The 18,070-nt window shown below is 68.4% G+C and carries 16 protein-coding genes and 1 pseudogene; 8 read left to right on the top strand and 9 right to left on the bottom strand.

What is annotated here, in order from left to right; genetic code table 11:
* Positions 1–38 precede the first annotated feature (38 nt).
* From cydB to hisC, 3 genes are all read right to left on the bottom strand, one after another.
* Positions 39–1,043, bottom strand: a complete 1,005-nt coding sequence (gene cydB, locus FNH04_RS02525) for a cytochrome d ubiquinol oxidase subunit II (RefSeq protein ID WP_152779848.1) — start codon at positions 1,041–1,043, stop codon at positions 39–41.
* 20 nt (positions 1,044–1,063) lie between these two features.
* Positions 1,064–2,572 carry a cytochrome ubiquinol oxidase subunit I gene (locus tag FNH04_RS02530; protein WP_322722500.1) on the bottom strand — a complete coding sequence of 503 codons (1,509 nt, stop codon included), beginning with the start codon at positions 2,570–2,572 and terminating at the stop codon, positions 1,064–1,066.
* 376 nt (positions 2,573–2,948) lie between these two features.
* Entirely contained in the window at positions 2,949–4,028 is a 1,080-nt protein-coding gene (gene hisC / locus FNH04_RS02535; RefSeq protein ID WP_322722502.1) for a histidinol-phosphate transaminase, read from the bottom strand.
* A gap of 418 nt (positions 4,029–4,446) precedes the next feature.
* On the opposite strand from hisC, the gene FNH04_RS02540 reads away from it, so the two are divergent.
* The 3 genes from FNH04_RS02540 (at position 4,447) to FNH04_RS02550 (ending at position 7,943) form a co-directional block, all read left to right on the top strand.
* Positions 4,447–5,559: a LacI family DNA-binding transcriptional regulator gene (locus tag FNH04_RS02540; RefSeq protein WP_152779850.1), complete on the top strand. Its 1,113-nt coding sequence runs from the start codon at positions 4,447–4,449 to the stop codon at positions 5,557–5,559.
* A gap of 221 nt (positions 5,560–5,780) precedes the next feature.
* Positions 5,781–6,875, top strand: a complete 1,095-nt coding sequence (locus FNH04_RS02545) for a metallophosphoesterase (protein ID WP_322722518.1) — start codon at positions 5,781–5,783, stop codon at positions 6,873–6,875.
* Between the two features lie 195 nt (positions 6,876–7,070).
* On the top strand, positions 7,071–7,943 hold the full coding sequence (locus FNH04_RS02550) for a hypothetical protein (protein ID WP_152779854.1): 873 nt from the start codon (positions 7,071–7,073) through the stop codon (positions 7,941–7,943).
* A gap of 221 nt (positions 7,944–8,164) precedes the next feature.
* On the opposite strand, the pseudogene FNH04_RS49275 reads toward FNH04_RS02550, so the two are convergent.
* Together FNH04_RS49275 and thiC are read right to left on the bottom strand one after the other, a co-directional pair.
* Positions 8,165–8,473: pseudogene (locus tag FNH04_RS49275) on the bottom strand (DUF4241 domain-containing protein); the annotation flags it as partial.
* Between the two features lie 239 nt (positions 8,474–8,712).
* Complete coding sequence (thiC, locus tag FNH04_RS02560; RefSeq protein WP_152779856.1) at positions 8,713–10,542, bottom strand: phosphomethylpyrimidine synthase ThiC; 1,830 nt, start codon at positions 10,540–10,542, stop codon at positions 8,713–8,715.
* A gap of 221 nt (positions 10,543–10,763) precedes the next feature.
* Between thiC and FNH04_RS02565 the strand changes: the two genes are divergently transcribed.
* The gene (locus FNH04_RS02565; RefSeq protein ID WP_322722506.1) at positions 10,764–12,272 is read left to right on the top strand and encodes a YibE/F family protein; all 1,509 of its coding nucleotides are present in this window, start codon (positions 10,764–10,766) and stop codon (positions 12,270–12,272) included.
* A gap of 67 nt (positions 12,273–12,339) precedes the next feature.
* Here the strand turns inward: FNH04_RS02565 and FNH04_RS02570 are convergent, their stop codons facing one another.
* The 4 genes from FNH04_RS02570 to FNH04_RS02585 all read right to left on the bottom strand — a co-directional run bounded on the left by FNH04_RS02570 (position 12,340) and on the right by FNH04_RS02585 (position 14,759).
* Complete coding sequence (locus FNH04_RS02570) at positions 12,340–12,777, bottom strand: SsgA family sporulation/cell division regulator (protein ID WP_152779858.1); 438 nt, start codon at positions 12,775–12,777, stop codon at positions 12,340–12,342.
* A gap of 98 nt (positions 12,778–12,875) precedes the next feature.
* A complete protein-coding gene (locus FNH04_RS02575; RefSeq protein ID WP_322722509.1) occupies positions 12,876–13,667 on the bottom strand; it encodes an IclR family transcriptional regulator in 792 nt (263 codons plus the stop codon).
* Positions 13,668–14,060: 393 nt separating this feature from the next.
* Positions 14,061–14,273 carry a DUF5326 family protein gene (locus FNH04_RS02580; RefSeq protein WP_152779860.1) on the bottom strand — a complete coding sequence of 71 codons (213 nt, stop codon included), beginning with the start codon at positions 14,271–14,273 and terminating at the stop codon, positions 14,061–14,063.
* Positions 14,274–14,441: 168 nt separating this feature from the next.
* Entirely contained in the window at positions 14,442–14,759 is a 318-nt protein-coding gene (locus FNH04_RS02585) for a cupin domain-containing protein (protein ID WP_152779862.1), read from the bottom strand.
* 60 nt (positions 14,760–14,819) lie between these two features.
* Here FNH04_RS02585 and FNH04_RS02590 point away from each other — a divergent pair, with 60 nt between their 5' ends.
* From FNH04_RS02590 to FNH04_RS02605, 4 genes are all read left to right on the top strand, one after another.
* Positions 14,820–15,197, top strand: a complete 378-nt coding sequence (locus FNH04_RS02590; RefSeq protein ID WP_152779864.1) for a phage holin family protein — start codon at positions 14,820–14,822, stop codon at positions 15,195–15,197.
* Between the two features lie 9 nt (positions 15,198–15,206).
* Positions 15,207–15,698, top strand: a complete 492-nt coding sequence (locus tag FNH04_RS02595; RefSeq protein WP_152779914.1) for a low molecular weight protein-tyrosine-phosphatase — start codon at positions 15,207–15,209, stop codon at positions 15,696–15,698.
* Positions 15,695–16,831 (top strand): cystathionine gamma-lyase, encoded by a 1,137-nt coding sequence (locus tag FNH04_RS02600; RefSeq protein WP_152779866.1) that lies wholly within the window; start codon positions 15,695–15,697, stop codon positions 16,829–16,831. Before FNH04_RS02595 ends, FNH04_RS02600 begins: the two co-directional genes overlap by 4 nt.
* Positions 16,832–17,046: 215 nt before the next feature.
* Positions 17,047–17,952 (top strand): LysR family transcriptional regulator, encoded by a 906-nt coding sequence (locus FNH04_RS02605; protein WP_152779868.1) that lies wholly within the window; start codon positions 17,047–17,049, stop codon positions 17,950–17,952.
* The last annotated feature ends 118 nt before the right edge of the window (positions 17,953–18,070 follow it).

Consider the following 18,070-nt stretch of genomic DNA (forward strand, 5'->3'; position numbering starts at 1 on the left):
TCACGTGAAACAGCGCGCAACCCGCCTCGCCACCGGACTCAGTGCACGGTCCCGGCAATGTGCTGTGTGCCGATCCGCTTCCGGAACACCCAGTACGTCCACCCCTGATAGAGCAGGACAACCGGTGTGGCGATCCCCGCACACCAGGTCATGATCTCCAGGGTGTAAGGGCTCGACGAGGCGTTGGTGACCGTGAGACTCCAGTCCTCGTTCAGCGATGACGGCATGACATTCGGGAAGAGCGTCAGGAAGAGCATCGCGACAGCCGCCACGATGGTGATCCCCGACAGCGCGAATGCCCAGCCCTCACGCCCCACTTGAGCCGCACCCAGCGCGGCGACGAGTGCGACCACCGCCACGACCAGCGCGACCAGGGACGCGGTGTCGCCCTTGTCGGCCTGCGTCCAGAGCAGGAAGGCGAGCGCCAGCACGGCCGTCACCAGGCCTACGCGCAGCGCGAGCTTGCGTGCCCGCTCCCGGATGTCCCCGACGGTCTTGAGCCCGACGAAGACCGTGCCGTGGAAAGTGAACAGCGACAGCGTGACCAGGCCGCCCAGGAGAGCGTACGGGTTGAGCAGATCGGCAACACCGCCCACGTACTCGAAGTCGCGGTCGATCTTCACCCCGCGCACGATGTTGGCGAAGGCCACACCCCACAGGAAGGCCGGGAGCAGCGAGGTCCAGAAGATCGCGGTCTCCCAGTTGCGCTGCCAACTCTCCTCCTGCCTCTTCGCCCGGTATTCGAAGGCGACCCCGCGAACGATCAGACAGACCAGGATGAGCAGCAGCGGCAGATAGAAGCCGGAGAAGAGCGTGGCGTACCACTCGGGGAAGGCGGCGAAGGTCGCGCCGCCCGCCGAGAGCAGCCAGACCTCGTTGCCGTCCCAGACGGGTCCGATGGTGTTGATGAGGACCCGCTTCTCCGGACGGTTGCGCGCGAGCAGCTTGGTGAGGACGCCGACCCCGAAGTCGAAGCCCTCCAGGAAGAAGTAGCCGATCCAGAGGACCGCGATGAGGACGAACCAGACGTCGTGAAGTTCCATGATTGTGCAGCTCCCTCGGCCTAGTACGAAAAGGCCATCGGCTTGTCGGCGTCACGGGAGTCGCCGCCGATCTTCGTGGGCGGGTTGAGGTCGGCCTCGGTGAGCTCGGGCGGCCCGGCCTTGACGTACTTGGCGAGCAGCTTGACCTCGACGACGGCGAGGATCGCGTACAGCGTGGTGAACACGACCATCGAGGTGATGACCTCGCCCTGCGAGACACCGGGGGAGACCGCGTCACGGGTGCGCAGCACGCCGTAGACGACCCACGGCTGGCGGCCCATCTCGGTGAAGATCCAGCCCCAGGAGTTGGCGATCAGCGGGAAGCCCAGAGTGAGGATCGCGATGCGCCAGTACCACTTGGTGAGCGTGGGACCGAGGGCCTTCCCGGGCAGCAGCACGAGATGCGGCACCTCGTCGTCGCCCACCCTCAGGTGCTGGGGCAGCAGGAACTTCTTGCGGGTCAGCCAGAGTCCGACGACGCCGAGGGCGAAGGACGTCATGCCGAAGCCGATCATCCAGCGGAAGCCCCAGTAGGCGACGGGGATATTGGGCCGGTAGTCGCCGGGACCGTACTTCTCCTGCTCGGCCTTGTTCACGTCGTTGATGCCGGGGACGTACGAGCTGAAGTCGTCCTTGGCGAGGAAGGACAACAGGCCCGGTATCTCGATGGCGACCTTGTTGTGGCCCTCGTCGACATCACCGACGGCGAAGACGGAGAAGGGTGCCGGGGCCTCCCCGTCCCACAGCGCCTCGGCGGCGGCCATCTTCATCGGCTGCTGCTCGTACATGACCTTGCCGAGGAGGTCACCGCTGATCGCGGTGAGCATGCCACCGATGACCACGGTGACCAGGCCGAGCCGGAGTGAGGTCTTCATCACGGACACGTGCCTCTTGCGGGCGAGGTGGAAGGCGGCGATGCCGACCATGAAGGCCCCGCCCGTGAGGAAGGCCGCGGAGAGGGTGTGGAAGACCTGGGTGAGCGTGGTGTTCTGGGTCAGGACGAGCCAGAAGTCGGTGAGCTCGGCACGGCCCTTCTGCTCATTGATCCGGTAGCCGACGGGGTGCTGCATCCACGAGTTGGCGGCGAGGATGAAGTACGCCGACAGGATGGTGCCGATGGAGACCATCCATATACAGGCGAGGTGGATCTTCTGCGGCAGCTTGTCCCAGCCGAAGATCCACAGGCCGATGAAGGTCGACTCGAAGAAGAAGGCGATCAGGGCCTCGAAGGCCAGCGGGGCACCGAACACGTCGCCGACGAAACGCGAGTAGTCGGACCAGTTCATACCGAACTGGAACTCCTGCACGATGCCGGTGACGACACCCATCGCGATGTTGATCAGGAAGAGCTTGCCCCAGAACTTGGTGGCCTTGAGGTACTTCTCCTTTCCCGTGCGGACCCATGCCGTCTGCAGGCCGGCCGTGAGCGCGGCGAGCGAGATCGTCAGGGGGACGAAGAGGAAGTGGTAGACGGTGGTGATACCGAACTGCCATCGTGCCAGGGTCTCCGGCGCCAAAGCGATGTCCACGTCTTCTCCTTACATGCCGTGGTCATGGCGGCAGTTTGTCCCGTTCGTCACTCACACCTCGGGAGCAACCGGACGAGCTTGTGAACGCGTTCACATTCACAAGCATTATGCAGCATGCCCGTTCGAGGCTGGAGGGGTGGGGGGTCCCTAAGAACGGCCCGATGGGCCCTTGCCCGCGCACCGGGCATCGGCGTTCACCCGCGAACCTCGCGTCCAGCGGGTTGTCGAACGGCCGGGCGCGGTCTCCCTCCGGCCCGGCAGCAGTACTCTCCCTCAACCCCGGCGGCAGCCGCTCTGCCCCCTACGGTGGCGCCGGTGCCCCTCCCACCGGCGCCCACCTCTCTCCTGCCGCACCAGGTCCCGAGCCCCCGCGAAGCTAGAGCTCCTTGCGGAACGCCTCGGTCGCCTTCAGGAAGATGTCGTTCGCCTCGGGCTCGCCGACCGTCACGCGAACCCCTTCACCGGGGAACGGCCGGACCACGACGCCGTGCTGCTCGCACCGGGCAGCGAAGTCCACCGTGTGCTCGCCCAGCCGCAGCCACACGAAGTTCGCCTGTGTCTCGGGCACCGGCCAGCCCTGGGCCCGTAGCCCCTCGACGACGCGCGTGCGCTCGGAGACCAGCGAGCCGACGCGGCCGAGGAGCTCGTCCTCCGCGCGGAGCGAGGCGATGGCCGCGTTCTGGGCGAGCTGGCTCACCCCGAACGGCACCGCCGTCTTGCGCAGGGCGGCCGCCACCGGCTCATGGGCGATCGCGAAGCCCACACGGAGCCCGGCGAGGCCGTACGCCTTGGAGAACGTGCGCAGCACACAGACGTTCGGCCGCTCGCGGTAGAACTCGACTCCGTCCGGAACATCGGCGTCGCGGACGAACTCCCGGTACGCCTCGTCCAGCACCACCAGCACATCGCCCGGCACCCGGTCGAGGAACCGCTGGAGCTCGGCCCGGCGCACCACCGTGCCCGTCGGGTTGTTCGGGTTGCAGACGAAGATCAGTCGCGTCCGGTCGGTGATCGCGTCCGCCATCGCGTCCAGGTCGTGCACATCGCCCGACGTCAGCGGCACCTGCACGGCCGTGGCCCCACTGATCTGCGTGATGATCGGGTACGCCTCGAAGGACCGCCAGGCGTAGATCACCTCGTCGCCGGGCCCCGCGGTCGCCTGGAGCAGCTGCTGGGCCACGCCGACCGAGCCCGTGCCCGTGGACAGATGCGTGACCGGCACCCCGAAACGGTCCGCCAGCTCGCTCATCAGGGCCGTGCACATCATGTCCGGGTACCGGTTGAAGGACGCGGCCGCCGCGGTCACGCTCTCCAGCACGCCGGGCAGCGGCGGATAGGGGTTCTCGTTGGAGGACAGCTTGTACGCCACGGGTCCGCCGGCCGCTGCCGGCTTGCCGGGCTTGTAGGTGGGGATCCCCTCCAGTTCGGCTCGCAGCTTGGGGCTCGTCTCGCTCACCGCAGTCCTCCTCGTCGATGCCTAATGATCCTCACTTTATGAGGATTCGGCGCCGCTGCGAACGGCCTGTGGACAACCCCGTGGGGCCCCCGTCGCTCATGTCTCCTTCCATCGCACATGTCAGGGGAACATCCTCGTACGAAGGCGCACGAAACGGGGGGCGCGCCGTCCTCCGTAGCGCGCGCCGGTGGCTCGCGCCGTGGCGCGCATCCCTCGTGAAGGTGAGTTGAGACCTCTTCGAGACATGGACTACTTGGCAGGCCTATGCCCGCCGACAAGTCACGTACTGACACAGGATCAGGCAAGTCCCTTCCGTTCAAAGGCATTTGACTATCTTTGATCTTGCAGAAACGTACCTGTCAACGGGTGCATATGCGTCCGCACTACCCCACCTCATGAGCCCTACTATCGGCTCGCCATGACAGCAGCAGGGAAGCACCAGGTGAGCCGGGCACAGACTCCCCGTCGAGGCAGCCGGCCGGGCCGGGCAGGCATCAGAGACGTGGCCGCCGCAGCCGGGGTCTCGATCACAACCGTCTCGGATGCCCTCAACGGCAAGGGCCGGCTCCCGGACGCCACCCGACGCCATGTCCGCGAGGTCGCCGACCGGCTGGGCTACCGCCCGTCGGCCGCGGCCCGAACCCTCCGTACCGGGAAGTCCGGACTGATCGGCCTGACCGTGACCACGTACGGGGATGAACCTTTCACCTTCACCGAGTTCGCGTACTTCGCGGAAATGGCGCGGGCCGCCACGTCGGCCGCGCTCGCCCGGGGCTACGCCCTGGTCATCCTTCCCGCGACCTCACGCCATGACGTGTGGTCGAACGTCGCCCTGGACGGCACCGTGGTCATCGACCCGTCCGACCACGACCCGGTCGTCAGCGAGCTGGTCCGCCAGGGGCTCCCGGTCGTCTCCGACGGCCGCCCGGCCGGCTCGCTCCCGGTCACCGCGTGGGTCGACAACGATCACGAGGCGGCCGTCCTGGGCATCCTCGACCACCTGGCCGACGCCGGCGCCCGCCGGATCGGCCTGTTGACGGGGACCTCCACGGACACCTACACCCATCTGTCCACGACCGCGTATCTGCACTGGTGCGAGCGCGTCGGCCAGGATCCGGTGTACGAGGCCTATCCCGCGCACGATCCCTGCGCGGGAGCCGTCGCGGCCGACCGGCTGCTCGCCCGACCCGACCGTCCGGACGCCGTCTACGGCCTGTTCGACCCGAACGGCACCGACCTGCTGGCCGCGGCCCGCCGGTACGGCCTGCGCGTCCCCGACGACCTGCTGCTGGTCTGCTGCAGTGAGTCCACTGTGTACGCCAGCACCGAGCCGCCCATCACCACGCTCTCCCTGAAGCCCCGCCGGATCGGCACGGCGGTGGTCCAGCTCCTCATCGACGCCATCGAGGGAGTCGAGTCGGAACAGCCGGTCGAACAGGTGATACCGACGGAGCTGATCGTGCGGACATCGTCGGAGCGGCGCGCGGCGCGCAGGACGGTCAGTCCGCCGCGGTCACCCGAGGAAGGCTGAGCACCGAACGAGGGTCCGATGAGGACCCTCGGGGGATCCGATGAGGAATTGGGCGGGGCTTTCCCCGCCCAATTCGGGAGAAAACCGTGGTGAACCGGGGTCCCGCGCCATTTCACCACCCCTGGGTCATCACATGGCGCGATCCGCATTCCTATGATGGGCGCACGACACCGCGGGCCGCCACGACCAGGCAGTCCGATCCGGTGCAGATGCGGGCGATGGTGGTGGAGGGGTCGATGACTCAGGGGGCCGGTCAGGGACCCGAGGTGCGGACGCCGACGGTGCGCGATTTCCGTGTGCCCGCGTACGTCCACGAGGCCGGTCCGTACGCCCACAGCACGCCCCCCGACGAGGTGGCCCCACAGGTCGACGAGACTGAGGACTACCCGGAGGGGTACACGCCCACCCAGCGCGACCTGCCCGTCATCAACCGGGGTGACACGGTCCTGGTCTCCGTCGACCCCGAGGCCGTGGAGGGCGAGTCGACCGATACCGGTCAAGGTCCCCTGTACGTCGTCGGGGACGTGCACGGCTACCTCGACGAGCTGATCGCGGCGCTCCAGGAGAAGGGCCTCGTCGACGCGGCGGGCAACTGGTCCGCGGGCACCGCGCGGCTGTGGTTCCTGGGCGACTTCACCGACCGGGGTCCGGACGGCATCGGCGTCATCGACCTCGTGATGCGGCTGTCCGCCGAGGCGGCCGCGGCCGGCGGCTACTGCAAGGCCCTCATGGGCAACCACGAGCTGCTGCTGCTCGGCGCCAAGCGGTTCGGCGACACCCCCGTCAACTCCGGAGCGGGTACCGCCACCTTCCAGGCGGCCTGGCTGCTCAACGGCGGGCAGAAGACCGACATGGACCGCCTCCAGGACCACCACCTGCAGTGGATGGCGCGCCTCGACGCCATGGAGGAGGTCGACGGCCACCTGCTGGTCCACTCCGACACCACCGCCTACCTCGACTACGGCGACTCCATCGAGGCGGTCAACGACACCGTCCGCGAGACCATCACGCGCAATGACGCGGACGAGGTCTGGGATCTCTTCCGCAAGTTCACCAAGCGCTTCTCCTTCCGCGACGAAGGCGGCGCCGACGCCGTCCGCTCCCTGCTGGACGTCTACGGCGGTTCACGCATCGTCCACGGGCACAGCCCGATCCCGTATCTCCTCGGCGAGGTCGGCTCGGAGGAGAGCGAGGAAGACGAGGGCCCCGCGGTCTCGGGACCGCACATCTATGCGGACGGCCTGGCCATCGCGATGGACGGTGGAGTGACCATGGCCGGAAAGCTGCTGGTCCAGCAACTGCCCCTGGATAACTAGGCGTTTTCCGGGCAGGCGTTTCCCCACGGCGGACCGGCGGAGAAACTGCCCTGGCCAGGGGCCATTTTCTGGAAACCCCCTGTCACGGCGCGCCTTCGTCGCTCTACCATCGGCTTATCCGTAGCAGGCTCCCCTCCGTTTCTGCCCGACGGCTCGTCAGCATGCCGAGCCCCAAGCCCTACGGAGCATCGGGGGATGCACATGAACAGCGTTCCGCAGCACCTGCTGAGCGAGGACCGCCAGGATTACGAGCGGATCCTCGGTGAGGCGCTGCGCTCCGCACCACACCACCCGGAACTCGCCGCTGTGGGTCAGCGGCTCAACCCGGAACAGCTGCGCACGATGGCGCTCAACGCCACCGCGCTGATCACGGCCGCCGCGGCGACCGAGTACCAGCACTACGTGAAGGTCCGCGAGGAACTGCGCCACCCGGCGCCGTCCACCCCGTCGTCCCGCGAAGGCACCTCCGGCTCGGCCGAGCCGGGCGGCGCCGCGGTGGGGCTCGCGACCACCATGGGAGAGGTCACCGAGACGGCCGGTGCGGGCGCCGGTGCCGTCGCCGCCGTCCTCGCTCCCGTCCTTGCCGGAACCGCCGCGGTGCTCTTCCTGCTGGTGGGATACGTCCTGCAGATACTCGACCCCGAGCCGGGCATCGCTCAGACCCTCACCACCACGGGGTGGGTCTTCGGCGTGGTCACGGCGGCCGCGATCCTCGTGGCCGCGGTCGGCCTCCTGCTCGCGGCCCTGCGCAACGGCGCCACCTCGTTGGCCGCCGATGCCCGGAGCGAGTTGAACGAAGAGGTGGCCCGGGCCAGGGAAGTCTGGCGCGAGGCCCTGCTGGAGCGCGGCATCATGCCGTTCTTCCGTGAGGCCCTCACCGACCCGGGCGCCGTCGCCATGGGCCGTACGGTCCCGACACCGCCGCCCAGCCGCATCCCGCATCTCGGCTACAACCGTCCGGGCTTCAGCAGCCCGGACGGCGGGCCGGCCGCGGGCCCTCGCCCCAGCTTCTCCAGCCCGGACTTCACCAGCCCGGACTTCGGAGGGCCGGAGCACCAGCCGGAGTGACGCGCCGGGGACCAGGCCGCCGCCACGCCGGAGCCGTGCTCCGGCCCCGGCGGCCGCCCCGGAAGCGTCACACCGGGCCATGGACCGAGACCGACCGCGAGGGACGGTCGGCGAACCCTTGCCAGCCTTTACCAAGCGCATCCCCGCGCGCCCTGATCACGCGTCAGTCCGTCATGCTCGCGGCTGCCGTTTCCCCTTCCACGCACCGGCAGCGCCTGCGTTCACAGCGCTCGAAGGTCTGGAAGAGATCCGGACTCGACCACGACGGACACCAGATCGCCGCCCGTCGCTCCGTAGGTGGTACGTATGTACCCCTCGCCGAGGCTCTCTCCGGCGTCGTCCTCCTGATCCAGGAGAAAGCGCCGGTAGTTGTGCGCGAGCGCCTCCCAGCCGAAGACGTCGGCGAAGCAGTCGGCGGCTCCGTCGGTGGCGAACCCGAAGAAATCGCCGTCCCGTAGGAGCCTGACATCGTCTCCCTCGGTGAGCGCCGGCTCCCGGAAGACCGGCGGCTCCGCGCCCAGCAGCAGACGGACGGCCGCGGTCTCCGCTCAGTGGACGATCACCTAGGGCTCTCCCGCACTGTCCCGTGCCTCGGCTTGAGCGCGGGAAGCGGCCCGAGCACGGTACGGGAGGACAGATCCCAGCCTTCCGCGTAGGACACCAGCACTGCCCGTTCAGCTCAACCCGCCAAGATGCCCCTCCCGGCTCCACCCGTCCGAGGAGACGGTGCTCGTGACCGGCCGACCACGAGCACCGTCGCCGGGACATCTCAGTCCGCGATCGGCAGGTACACCCGGTTCCCGCTCGCCGCGAACTCCTTGGACTTCTGCAGCATCCCCTCCGCTACCTCCTCCGGCGAGGCCCCCTCGGCGGCCGAACCACCGAACCGCTCCGTGATGCTCTGGCTGATCTTCATCGAGCAGAACTTCGGGCCGCACATCGAGCAGAAGTGGGCCGTCTTGGCGGGTTCCGCGGGAAGCGTCTCGTCGTGGAACTCGCGGGCTGTGTCCGGGTCAAGGGCCAGGTTGAACTGGTCCTCCCAGCGGAACTCGAAGCGGGCGTCCGACAACGCGTCGTCCCACTCCTGTGCGCCCGGGTGTCCCTTGGCGAGGTCCGCCGCATGGGCCGCGATCTTGTAGGTGATGACGCCCGTCTTGACGTCGTCACGGTTGGGCAGGCCCAAGTGCTCCTTGGGCGTGACGTAGCAGAGCATGGCCGTGCCATACCACGCGATCATCGCTGCACCTATGCCTGAGGTGATGTGGTCGTACGCCGGTGCGACGTCGGTGGTCAGCGGACCGAGCGTATAGAACGGAGCTTCATCGCAGATCTCCTGCTGAAGGTCGATGTTCTCCTTGATCTTGTGCATCGGGACATGCCCCGGGCCCTCGATCATGGTCTGTACGTTGTAACTCTTGGCGATCCGGTTGAGTTCCCCGAGTGTGCGGAGTTCCGCGAACTGTGCCTCGTCGTTGGCGTCCGCGATCGAGCCGGGCCGCAATCCGTCCCCGAGCGAGTACGTGACGTCGTACGCGGCGAGGATCTCGCACAGTTCCTCGAAGTTCTCGTACAGGAACGATTCCTTGTGGTGTGCCAGGCACCACGCCGCCATGATCGAGCCGCCGCGCGAAACGATGCCGGTCTTCCGCTTCGCCGTGAGCGGGACATACGGAAGGCGCACGCCCGCGTGGACCGTCATGTAGTCCACGCCCTGTTCTGCCTGCTCGATGACCGTGTCCTTGTAGATCTCCCAGGTCAGTTCCTCGGCCTTGCCGTCGACCTTCTCCAGTGCCTGGTAGAGCGGCACCGTGCCGATGGGAACGGGGGAGTTGCGCAGCACCCACTCGCGGGTGGTGTGGATATTGCGGCCCGTGGACAGGTCCATGACCGTATCGGCGCCCCAACGAGTCGCCCAGGTCATCTTCTCGACCTCCTCCTCGATGGAGGACGTGACCGCCGAGTTGCCGATGTTGGCGTTGACCTTCACCAGGAACCGCTTGCCGATGATCATCGGCTCGATCTCCGGGTGGTTCACGTTCGCGGGCAGCACGGCCCGGCCCGCCGCGATCTCCTCGCGGACGACCTCGGGGGAGACGTTCTCCCGGATGGCGACGAACTCCATCTCGGGTGTGATCTCCCCACGGCGCGCATACGCGAGCTGGGTCACGGCCTTGCCGTCACGGCTTCGGCGCGGCTGTCGCGGCCGCCCCGGGAACACCGCATCGAGATTGCGCAGTCCACCCCGTGGTGAGGTGTGCTTGATCCCGTCGTCCTCGGGACGAACGGGACGGCCCGCGTACTCCTCGGTGTCACCGCGAGCGATGATCCAGTTCTCGCGCAGCGGAGGGAGCCCCCGGCGGACGTCCGTGGTGACAGCGGGATCGGTGTACGGGCCAGAGGTGTCGTACAGGGTGACCGACTGACCGTTGGTGAGGTGCACCTGACGGACCGGCACCTGGAGATCGGGGCGGACTCCCCCGAGATACGCCTTGTGCCAGCCGATGGACTTCCTGACCTCCTGCGGCTGTTCGTCCTGAGATGGACCGGATGCTCCGTTCTTCTGACTGGAGGCAGGCGTGCGCGCGTCCTTGTTGGTCATGAGACCTACTCCCTACGCCGGCATTACCCGGTAACAGGTTCGGCGGTCGACGCAGCAGTTTCCGTGCGGCGATGTTCCACGTGAAACATCGCGTCTACGGAGGTCAGCGCCCTCTCAGCCCGGTGCTCCGAGCTCCCGCGTGTACAAAAGGTGCCTCCACGCTAGCGTCAGATGTGGCGCGGTGAACAGTGGGCCCCCGCCGTTCTTGCGATGATCGGTCGGTGACCACGACGCAGCAGCACTCGCTCCCACCCTCGGAGCCCCCGCACGGACACGGTCCTGGAAACGGCCAGGGATCCGGCCGGAGCGGTGGCCACGGCCCTGGTGGAGGGCACGGATCCGGTGGCGGGCATGGATCGGGCTGGGGCCATGGCCCCGGTGACGGCCATGGGTCCAACGACGGGCACGGCCATGGCCCCCCGGGACCTGGCGGGGGCCATGGGCACTCCCACAGTCACAGCCATGGCCCCGCCACTCCCGTCTCCCAGCACCTGCGCAAGGTCATCGCCGCGGTGCTGATCCCCTTCGCGACCGCCGTCGTGGTGGGCCTCGTCGTGCTCTGGCCCGGTGGCGCCCCACCGCACGAGCGCACCGGCGTGGGCTTCGACCGGCAGACGCAGCAGGCCACGGTCACCAAGGTGGTCGAGGTGGACTGTAAGTCCGTGAACGCCTCGGGGGTCCCGCCGACCGGTGACACGTCGACCGCCGAGGGTTCCTCCGCCCAGCAGCAGGCGACCGGCACCTGCAAGAAGGCGACGATCCGTGTCGACACCGGCAAGGACAGGGGCCGTACGTTCACTGAGATCGTCCAGCCGGACCAGTCACGGCAGTTGGAGCAGGACCAGGAGGTCGTGGTCGCCTACGAGCCTTCGGCGCCCGAGGACCTGCAGTACTCGGTCACCGATGTGAACCGGAAGTTCCCCATGGCACTGCTCGCCGGGATCTTCGCACTCGCCGTCGTGGCGGTGGGCCGGATGCGCGGTGTCATGGCGCTGGTCGCGCTGGCCATCAGCTTCCTGGTGCTGACCTTCTTCATCCTCCCCGCCATCCTGCAGGGCTCGAACCCGCTGGTCGTGGCGGTGGTCGGCGCGAGCGCCATCATGCTGATCGCGCTCTACATGTGTCACGGTCTCTCTGCCCGCACCTCGGTGGCGGTGCTCGGCACCCTGATATCGCTCCTGCTGATCGGCGTGCTGGGCTCGGGGTTCATCGACTGGGCCTCGCTGACCGGTAACACGGACGACAACACCGGCCTCATCCACGGTCTGTACCCGTCCATCGACATGAGCGGCCTGCTGCTCGCGGGCGTCATCATCGGTTCGCTCGGTGTGCTCGACGATGTGACGGTGACGCAGACATCGGCGGTCTGGGAGCTGCACGAGGCCAATCCGGCGATGGGCTGGCGCGGCCTGTACCGGGCGGGTATCCGTATCGGCCGCGACCACATCGCGTCGGTCGTCAACACTCTCGTCCTCGCCTACGCGGGTGCCGCACTGCCCCTGCTGCTGCTTTTCTCCATCGCGCAGAGCAGTGTCGGCACGGTCGCCAACAGCGAGCTGGTCGCCGAGGAGATCGTCCGGACGCTCGTCGGGTCGATCGGCCTGGTGGCCTCGGTTCCGGTGACCACGGCACTGGCCGCGCTGGTGGTCTCGGCCGACCGTCCCGGTCCTCAGGAAGCGGCAGCGGCCGCACCGGCCCGTGCGGGACGGGGGCGCCGCCGCAAGCGCTGACACGGCGGTACGGAACCCTGGGGGCGTCCGCGCAGAAGCGTTACGGCACCCTCAGGGCACCTAGAGCTCAGCCCGCGCTCTGCTCCTCCGCGAGGATGCGGCCCAGAGCCTCGTCGAGATGCGCCTCGAAGTCGGCGAGGGAACGCTCCTGCCCCAGCGGCACCAGCTTGTCCGTACGGTCGAGGAACGCCACGAGCGGCGCCGTGCTGGACCGGAACAGCGCCTGGTCGAGGCCCACCTGCAGCCGGATCAGAACATCGCCGAACGCCTCAGGATCGGCGGGAGCGATATGCACATCCCCGTCGCCGCACGGCCGCCCCACACCGTCGATCAGCAGCTCCCGCCCAAAGGCCCAGGTCACCGGGGCGTCTCCGGGGAGATGGAAGGTCAGGCGCACGGCGTAGGGATCACATGCCTCGTATCGCAGCTCCACCGGGATCCGGAAGGAGAGCTCCTCCGACACGAGGAAGCTCATCATGACCTCTGCCTGTACTGACTCGCGCATTCGCCTACCTCGTCAGTTGCCGTCGACTGGCCAGGGGGCTGCCCTGACACTGCTGGCAGTTTGCTGAAAGTACACGTGTGATCACAAGGAGTGATTTTTCAGATGCTGATAGAGAGGGCGAGTGTGCCCAGCAGTCTGCCCATCTCGTCCTGCAACTGCCGTGCTGCGGGCAGCAGTCGGCCGGCCTGGTGGAAAGGCAGGGAGATGGCCATCGTCGCGACGGTCGCCCCGATGGTGAGGGGGAGCGCGGCACAGACCGTCCCGAGGACGTACTCCTGCCGCTCGACGACCGGCTCCCTCCGCCCGATCCGGTCCAGGCGCCGCAACAGGGTCTGTTCGTCGCGCACCGTGTACGGCGTGATCGCCTGCACGGGATATCGGTCGAGGTGGTCGCGCCTGTCCGCCTCGTCGAGCTGGGACAGCAGGCACTGCCCCACCGCGTGCGCGTGCCCTGTCTCCCGGAAGTCGGCCCACTCCTCGACCGCCGGACTGCCCGGCGAGTCGGCGACACTCATGACCTTGATCTCGCCGTCCCGGTAGATCGCGTAGTACACGGGAGCGCCGATGGTGTCCCGCCACTGCGCGAGGGCGTCGCTCACCGTACTGCGACGTTTCTGCTGTGCCCCGCTGCTGCTCAGCCGCTCGGCTGCCTCGCCGAGGAAGAACAGTCCCTTGTCACGGTGCAGATAACCCTCGTGCGTCAGCGTGCGCAGCAGGTGGTACGCCGTGGGCAGCGCGATCCCGGTGTCCCGGGCCAACTGCTTGGCGGGCGCCCCGTGGCCCCGCGCGGCCACGGCCTCCAGCAGCCGCATCGCCCTCTGCACCGAGCCGATGAGGGTGGTGGAGTGCGACTCCGACGCCGCAGGGGCCTTCGGGGACGGGACACGCACCGCGGTGGCCGACCCGAGACGGGACGCACGCGGGTCCGCGGACCGGACGGGCGACTCGCCCGGTGAGCTACGAGGCTGTATGGGGGGAGCCGGTGCCCTGGTGGGAGTCGTGGGTCGGGCCTGTGGATCTGCTGGTGCGGTGTCAGCCGTGGCCAAAAGGGTCACTCCCGAAGCACGAGAAGGGCCGCCCGTGCGAGGGGACACGGGAGGGATGCGCGCCGCCGGGGGGTCACCCCCGCGACAAGTTCCGGACTTTAACGGCCCGTCATCGCCCGCAGTCGGCCCTGCCGGAAAACTTCCCTCCCCCGAGGGAACCTCGGGTTCCTGTTAGTGCCCTGCCCGTTACCGGCGGCTCACCCGGTCTCGTGTCATCCCGCTCCTCGCGCTGACGGCTCACCAGTCACTGCGCGAGGAGGAGCCCGCCATGAACTTCCGGACGACATAGATCAGCCCACCGACCAGCGCGACGAAGAGCAGCACCTTGAAGAGCAGCGCCACGACGAAGTGCAGCACGCTCAGGATCAGGCTGCCGAACACCACGAGGGCGATGACCGGCACCGCGACCCACTTCACCCACCACGGCATACCCGCGAATATCTCCCGCATCGCCCTTGTCCTTACTTCCTGTCTCCGCCCGTCGCCCCGTATTCCGGGCCTGCATCCGGGTCCTGTGATGTCCTGCCTTCGATGCTAGGGCGGCGCAGGGGGCGTTCGGGGACCGCGCGCCCCCTGTCTGTCCCTGATCGTTCCCCTAGGGAACCCCGAGTCCGGCCCTCAGCTCTCCGGCGGAGAGAACACCACGACGACCCGCAGGTCCTCGGTGATGTGGTGGAACTTGTGGGCGACCCCGGCGGGCACGTACACGACACTGCCGCGCGCCACCTGGGTGGTTTCCGTACCGACCGTGAGTGAGGCACGGCCGCTCACAACGAAGTAGACCTCGTCCTGCTTGTGCGGGTTTTGTGGGTCGAGCTCGCCGGCGTTGAGCGCGTACAGACCGACCGACATGTGCCGCTCCCGCAGAAACTGCAGGTAGGCACCATCATTGGCGGCGCGCTCCGCCTCCAGTTCGTCCAGCCGGAATGCCTTCATCGCCCTTGTCCGCCCTTGCAGCAGTACTCGTGTCCGATCTCTTCTGCCACGATCAGACACATGAAGAATTTCGTAGTCAAGACGATCGCCAACGCGGGAGCCCTGGCGGTCGCCGTATGGCTGCTCGACAAGATCACTCTGACCGGTGACAGCACGGCCAAGGAGGTCGGGACGCTGCTGCTGGTCGCACTCGTCTTCGGCCTCGTGAACGTGGTGGTCAAGCCGATCGTGAAGCTGCTCACCCTCCCGCTGTTCATACTCACGCTCGGCCTGTTCACCCTGGTGGTGAACGCCCTGATGCTGCTGCTCACCTCATGGCTGGCCGACAAGCTCGACCTGAGCTTCCACGTGGAGGGCTTCTGGACCGCGGTCCTGGGCGGCCTGATCGTCTCGGTCGTCTCCTGGGCGCTCCATGTCGTCCTGCCCGACGGAGACTGAGAGACCGTGATGACCTACCGCGTCTGCTTCGTGTGCACGGGCAACATCTGCCGTTCCCCGATGGCCGAGTCCGTCTTCCGGGCCCGGACGGCGGAGGCCGGGCTCGACGGCCGTGTCGAGGTCGACAGCGCGGGCACGGGCGGCTGGCACGAGGGCGACGGCGCCGATCCGCGCACCGTCGCCGTCCTCGAGTCGGCCGGGTACGAGAGCGACCACAGGGCCCGGCAGTTCCACGCCTCGTGGTTCGCCCGCCTCGATCTCGTGATCGCTCTCGACTCCGGCCATCTGGCGGCTCTGCGCCGTCTGGCGCCCACTCCGGAAGACGCCGCGAAGATCCGGCTCCTGCGCTCGTACGACCCCGCCGCGGGCGACGACCTCGACGTCCCGGACCCGTACTACGGAGGCATGGACGGCTTCGAGGAGTGCCTGGAGATGGTGGAGGCGGCGAGCTCCGGACTGCTCACCGCTGTACAGCAGAACGTGGAAGGCGCGGCGGTATGAGCCAGAGGACGGGGATCGGTGACGGCACTCGTGCGGTGCGGGCAGGGCTTCCCGAACCCGTCAAGCACGAGCCGGCCCTCCCGGGCCCCGTCTTCGCCGCCCACTACCACCTGCCGGGCGACCCCACAGGCCCCTATACCTACGGCCGCGACGAGAACCCCACCTGGGCCCTCCTGGAACGCGCCATAGGCGAATTGGAGGCTCCGGGCCAGGACGGCGTCGAGACGCTCGTCCTCTCCTCCGGCATGGCCGCCGTCTCGGCCGTTCTCTTCTCCCAGCTGCGCGCCGGTGACACCGTGGTGCTGCCGGGCGACGGCTACCAGGCACTGCCGCTGGTGCGCGACCAGCTCAACGCGTACGGCGTCGAGGTGCGCACGGCGCCGACGGCCGAGGACGCGCAGCTCGACGTCCTTGACGGCGCGAGGCTGCTGTGGATCGAGACGCCGTCGAATCCGGGTCTGGACGTGTGCGACGTCCGGCGGCTCGCGGAGGCGGCACACGCGCGTGGGTGCCTCGTCGCCGTCGACAACACCCTGGCCACCCCGCTCGGGCAGCGGCCGCTGGAGCTGGGTGCCGACTTCTCCGTGGCCAGCGGAACCAAGCAGCTCACCGGGCACGGCGACCTCCTGCTGGGGTACGTGACGTCGCGCGACGCCGGCCTGATGGCTCCGGTTCGGCGCTGGCGGAAGATCGCCGGAGCGATTCCGGGGCCCATGGAGTCCTGGCTCGCCCACCGTTCGCTGGCCACGCTGCACCTGCGCGCCGACCGGCAGGGCGTCAATGCGCTGGCCGTCGCCGAGGCGCTGAAGGGGCGGCCGGAGGTGACCGGGCTGCGTCATCCCGGACTGCCCGGCGATCCCGCGCACAAGATCGCCTCGCAGCAGATGCGGCGCTACGGATGCGTGGTGTCGTTCGCGCTGCCCACGCGCGAGCGTGCCGACCGTTTCCTGGGCGCACTGCGCCTCGTGGACGACGCGACGAGCTTCGGCGGAGTACGGTCCACCGCCGAGCGGCGCGGACGGTGGGGCGGAGACGCGGTGCCGGAGGGCTTCATCCGCTTCTCGGTGGGCGTCGAGGACACCGAGGACCTCGTGGCCGATGTACTGCGCGCACTCGACGATTCGGCGAGCTGATTTCTCGCTGTTTCCAGTCGGGGGCCTGACCCCTTTCGTGCGAGCGGGCGGTCCGAACCTCCCCCCTCGTGGCTCGGACCGCCCCGGTTCCGCGCGCGAAGAACCGCGCTCACTAGGCTAGTTGACTCTGTGTCAGTGTCCAATCACAGTAGCGACAGAGACCTATCGACTTATTTATAGTTGGGCGCTCATGGGATGGGAGGGGAGGGAGCACCATGGATCTGGCCCTGCTGCGCACGTTCGTCACCGTGCACCGGGCCGGCTCCTTCACCCGCGCCGCCGCGCTGCTGGGTCTCTCGCAGCCGGCCGTCACCTCACAGATCCGCACGCTGGAACGGCAGCTGGGCCGCCCGCTCTTCCTGCGCCAGGCCCGCGGAGTGACCCCCACGACGATCGGCGACGAGCTCGCCCACAAGGCGGCCCCCCACCTCGACGCCCTGGTGGAGATCGCCGAGACCGGGCTCGACGAGGACTCCTCCTTACGAACCCTGCACCTGGCCGGGCCACCGGAGTTCACCGCGGAACGCGCCCTGCCCGCCCTCACCGAGCTGACCGGTGAGGACGGACAGGGCTTCTCGCTTCGGGCCTCGTTCGGGAACGCCGAGGAGACGCTGGACGGGCTCGCCGCCGGACATCACGATCTGGCCATCACGACGGCCCGGCCGCGTGGCGCTCTGCTCACCGCGACTCCGCTCTGCGACGAGGAGCACGTCCTGGTCGCAGCTCCCAGCTGGGCCTCCCGTGTCAACGCGGCCAAGCTGCACCGCAAGGGCGCGCACGCGCTGGAGAACCTTCCCGTGGTCGAGGTGCATGAGTCGCTGCCGTTCGTCGCCCGCTACTGGGCTTCGGTGTTCGACTCACGCCCAGCCGCTTCGGGAACCGTCATCGTCCCCGATCTCCGCGCGGTGCTCGCCTGCGCCGCCACCGGTGCAGGTCTCGCCGTACTGCCCCGTTATCTGTGCGCGTCCGCCCTGGAGCGCGGCGACGTCATGGCGCTCCTCGAACCGGCGGTGCCGCCCCTGCGGACGTACTTCCTGGTGGTCCGCACCGGCACCCTGGCCATGCCGCACGTCGCACGGGCGCACGAGCGACTGCTGCGCACGGCCTCGGGCTGGTCGTAGCTCGGTCGGATCAAGGCCATGCGGGAGTGACGTGCTCGACATGCGTCCAGGGAGGGGCTCTTCCTCTCCCGAGCTTCCATTCCGGGCTTTCGCGATGTTTCACGTGGAACCAGCCGGG

Origin of the sequence: Streptomyces phyllanthi (assembly GCF_009377205.1) — a bacterium.
GTDB classification, from domain to species: domain Bacteria; phylum Actinomycetota; class Actinomycetes; order Streptomycetales; family Streptomycetaceae; genus Streptomyces; species Streptomyces phyllanthi.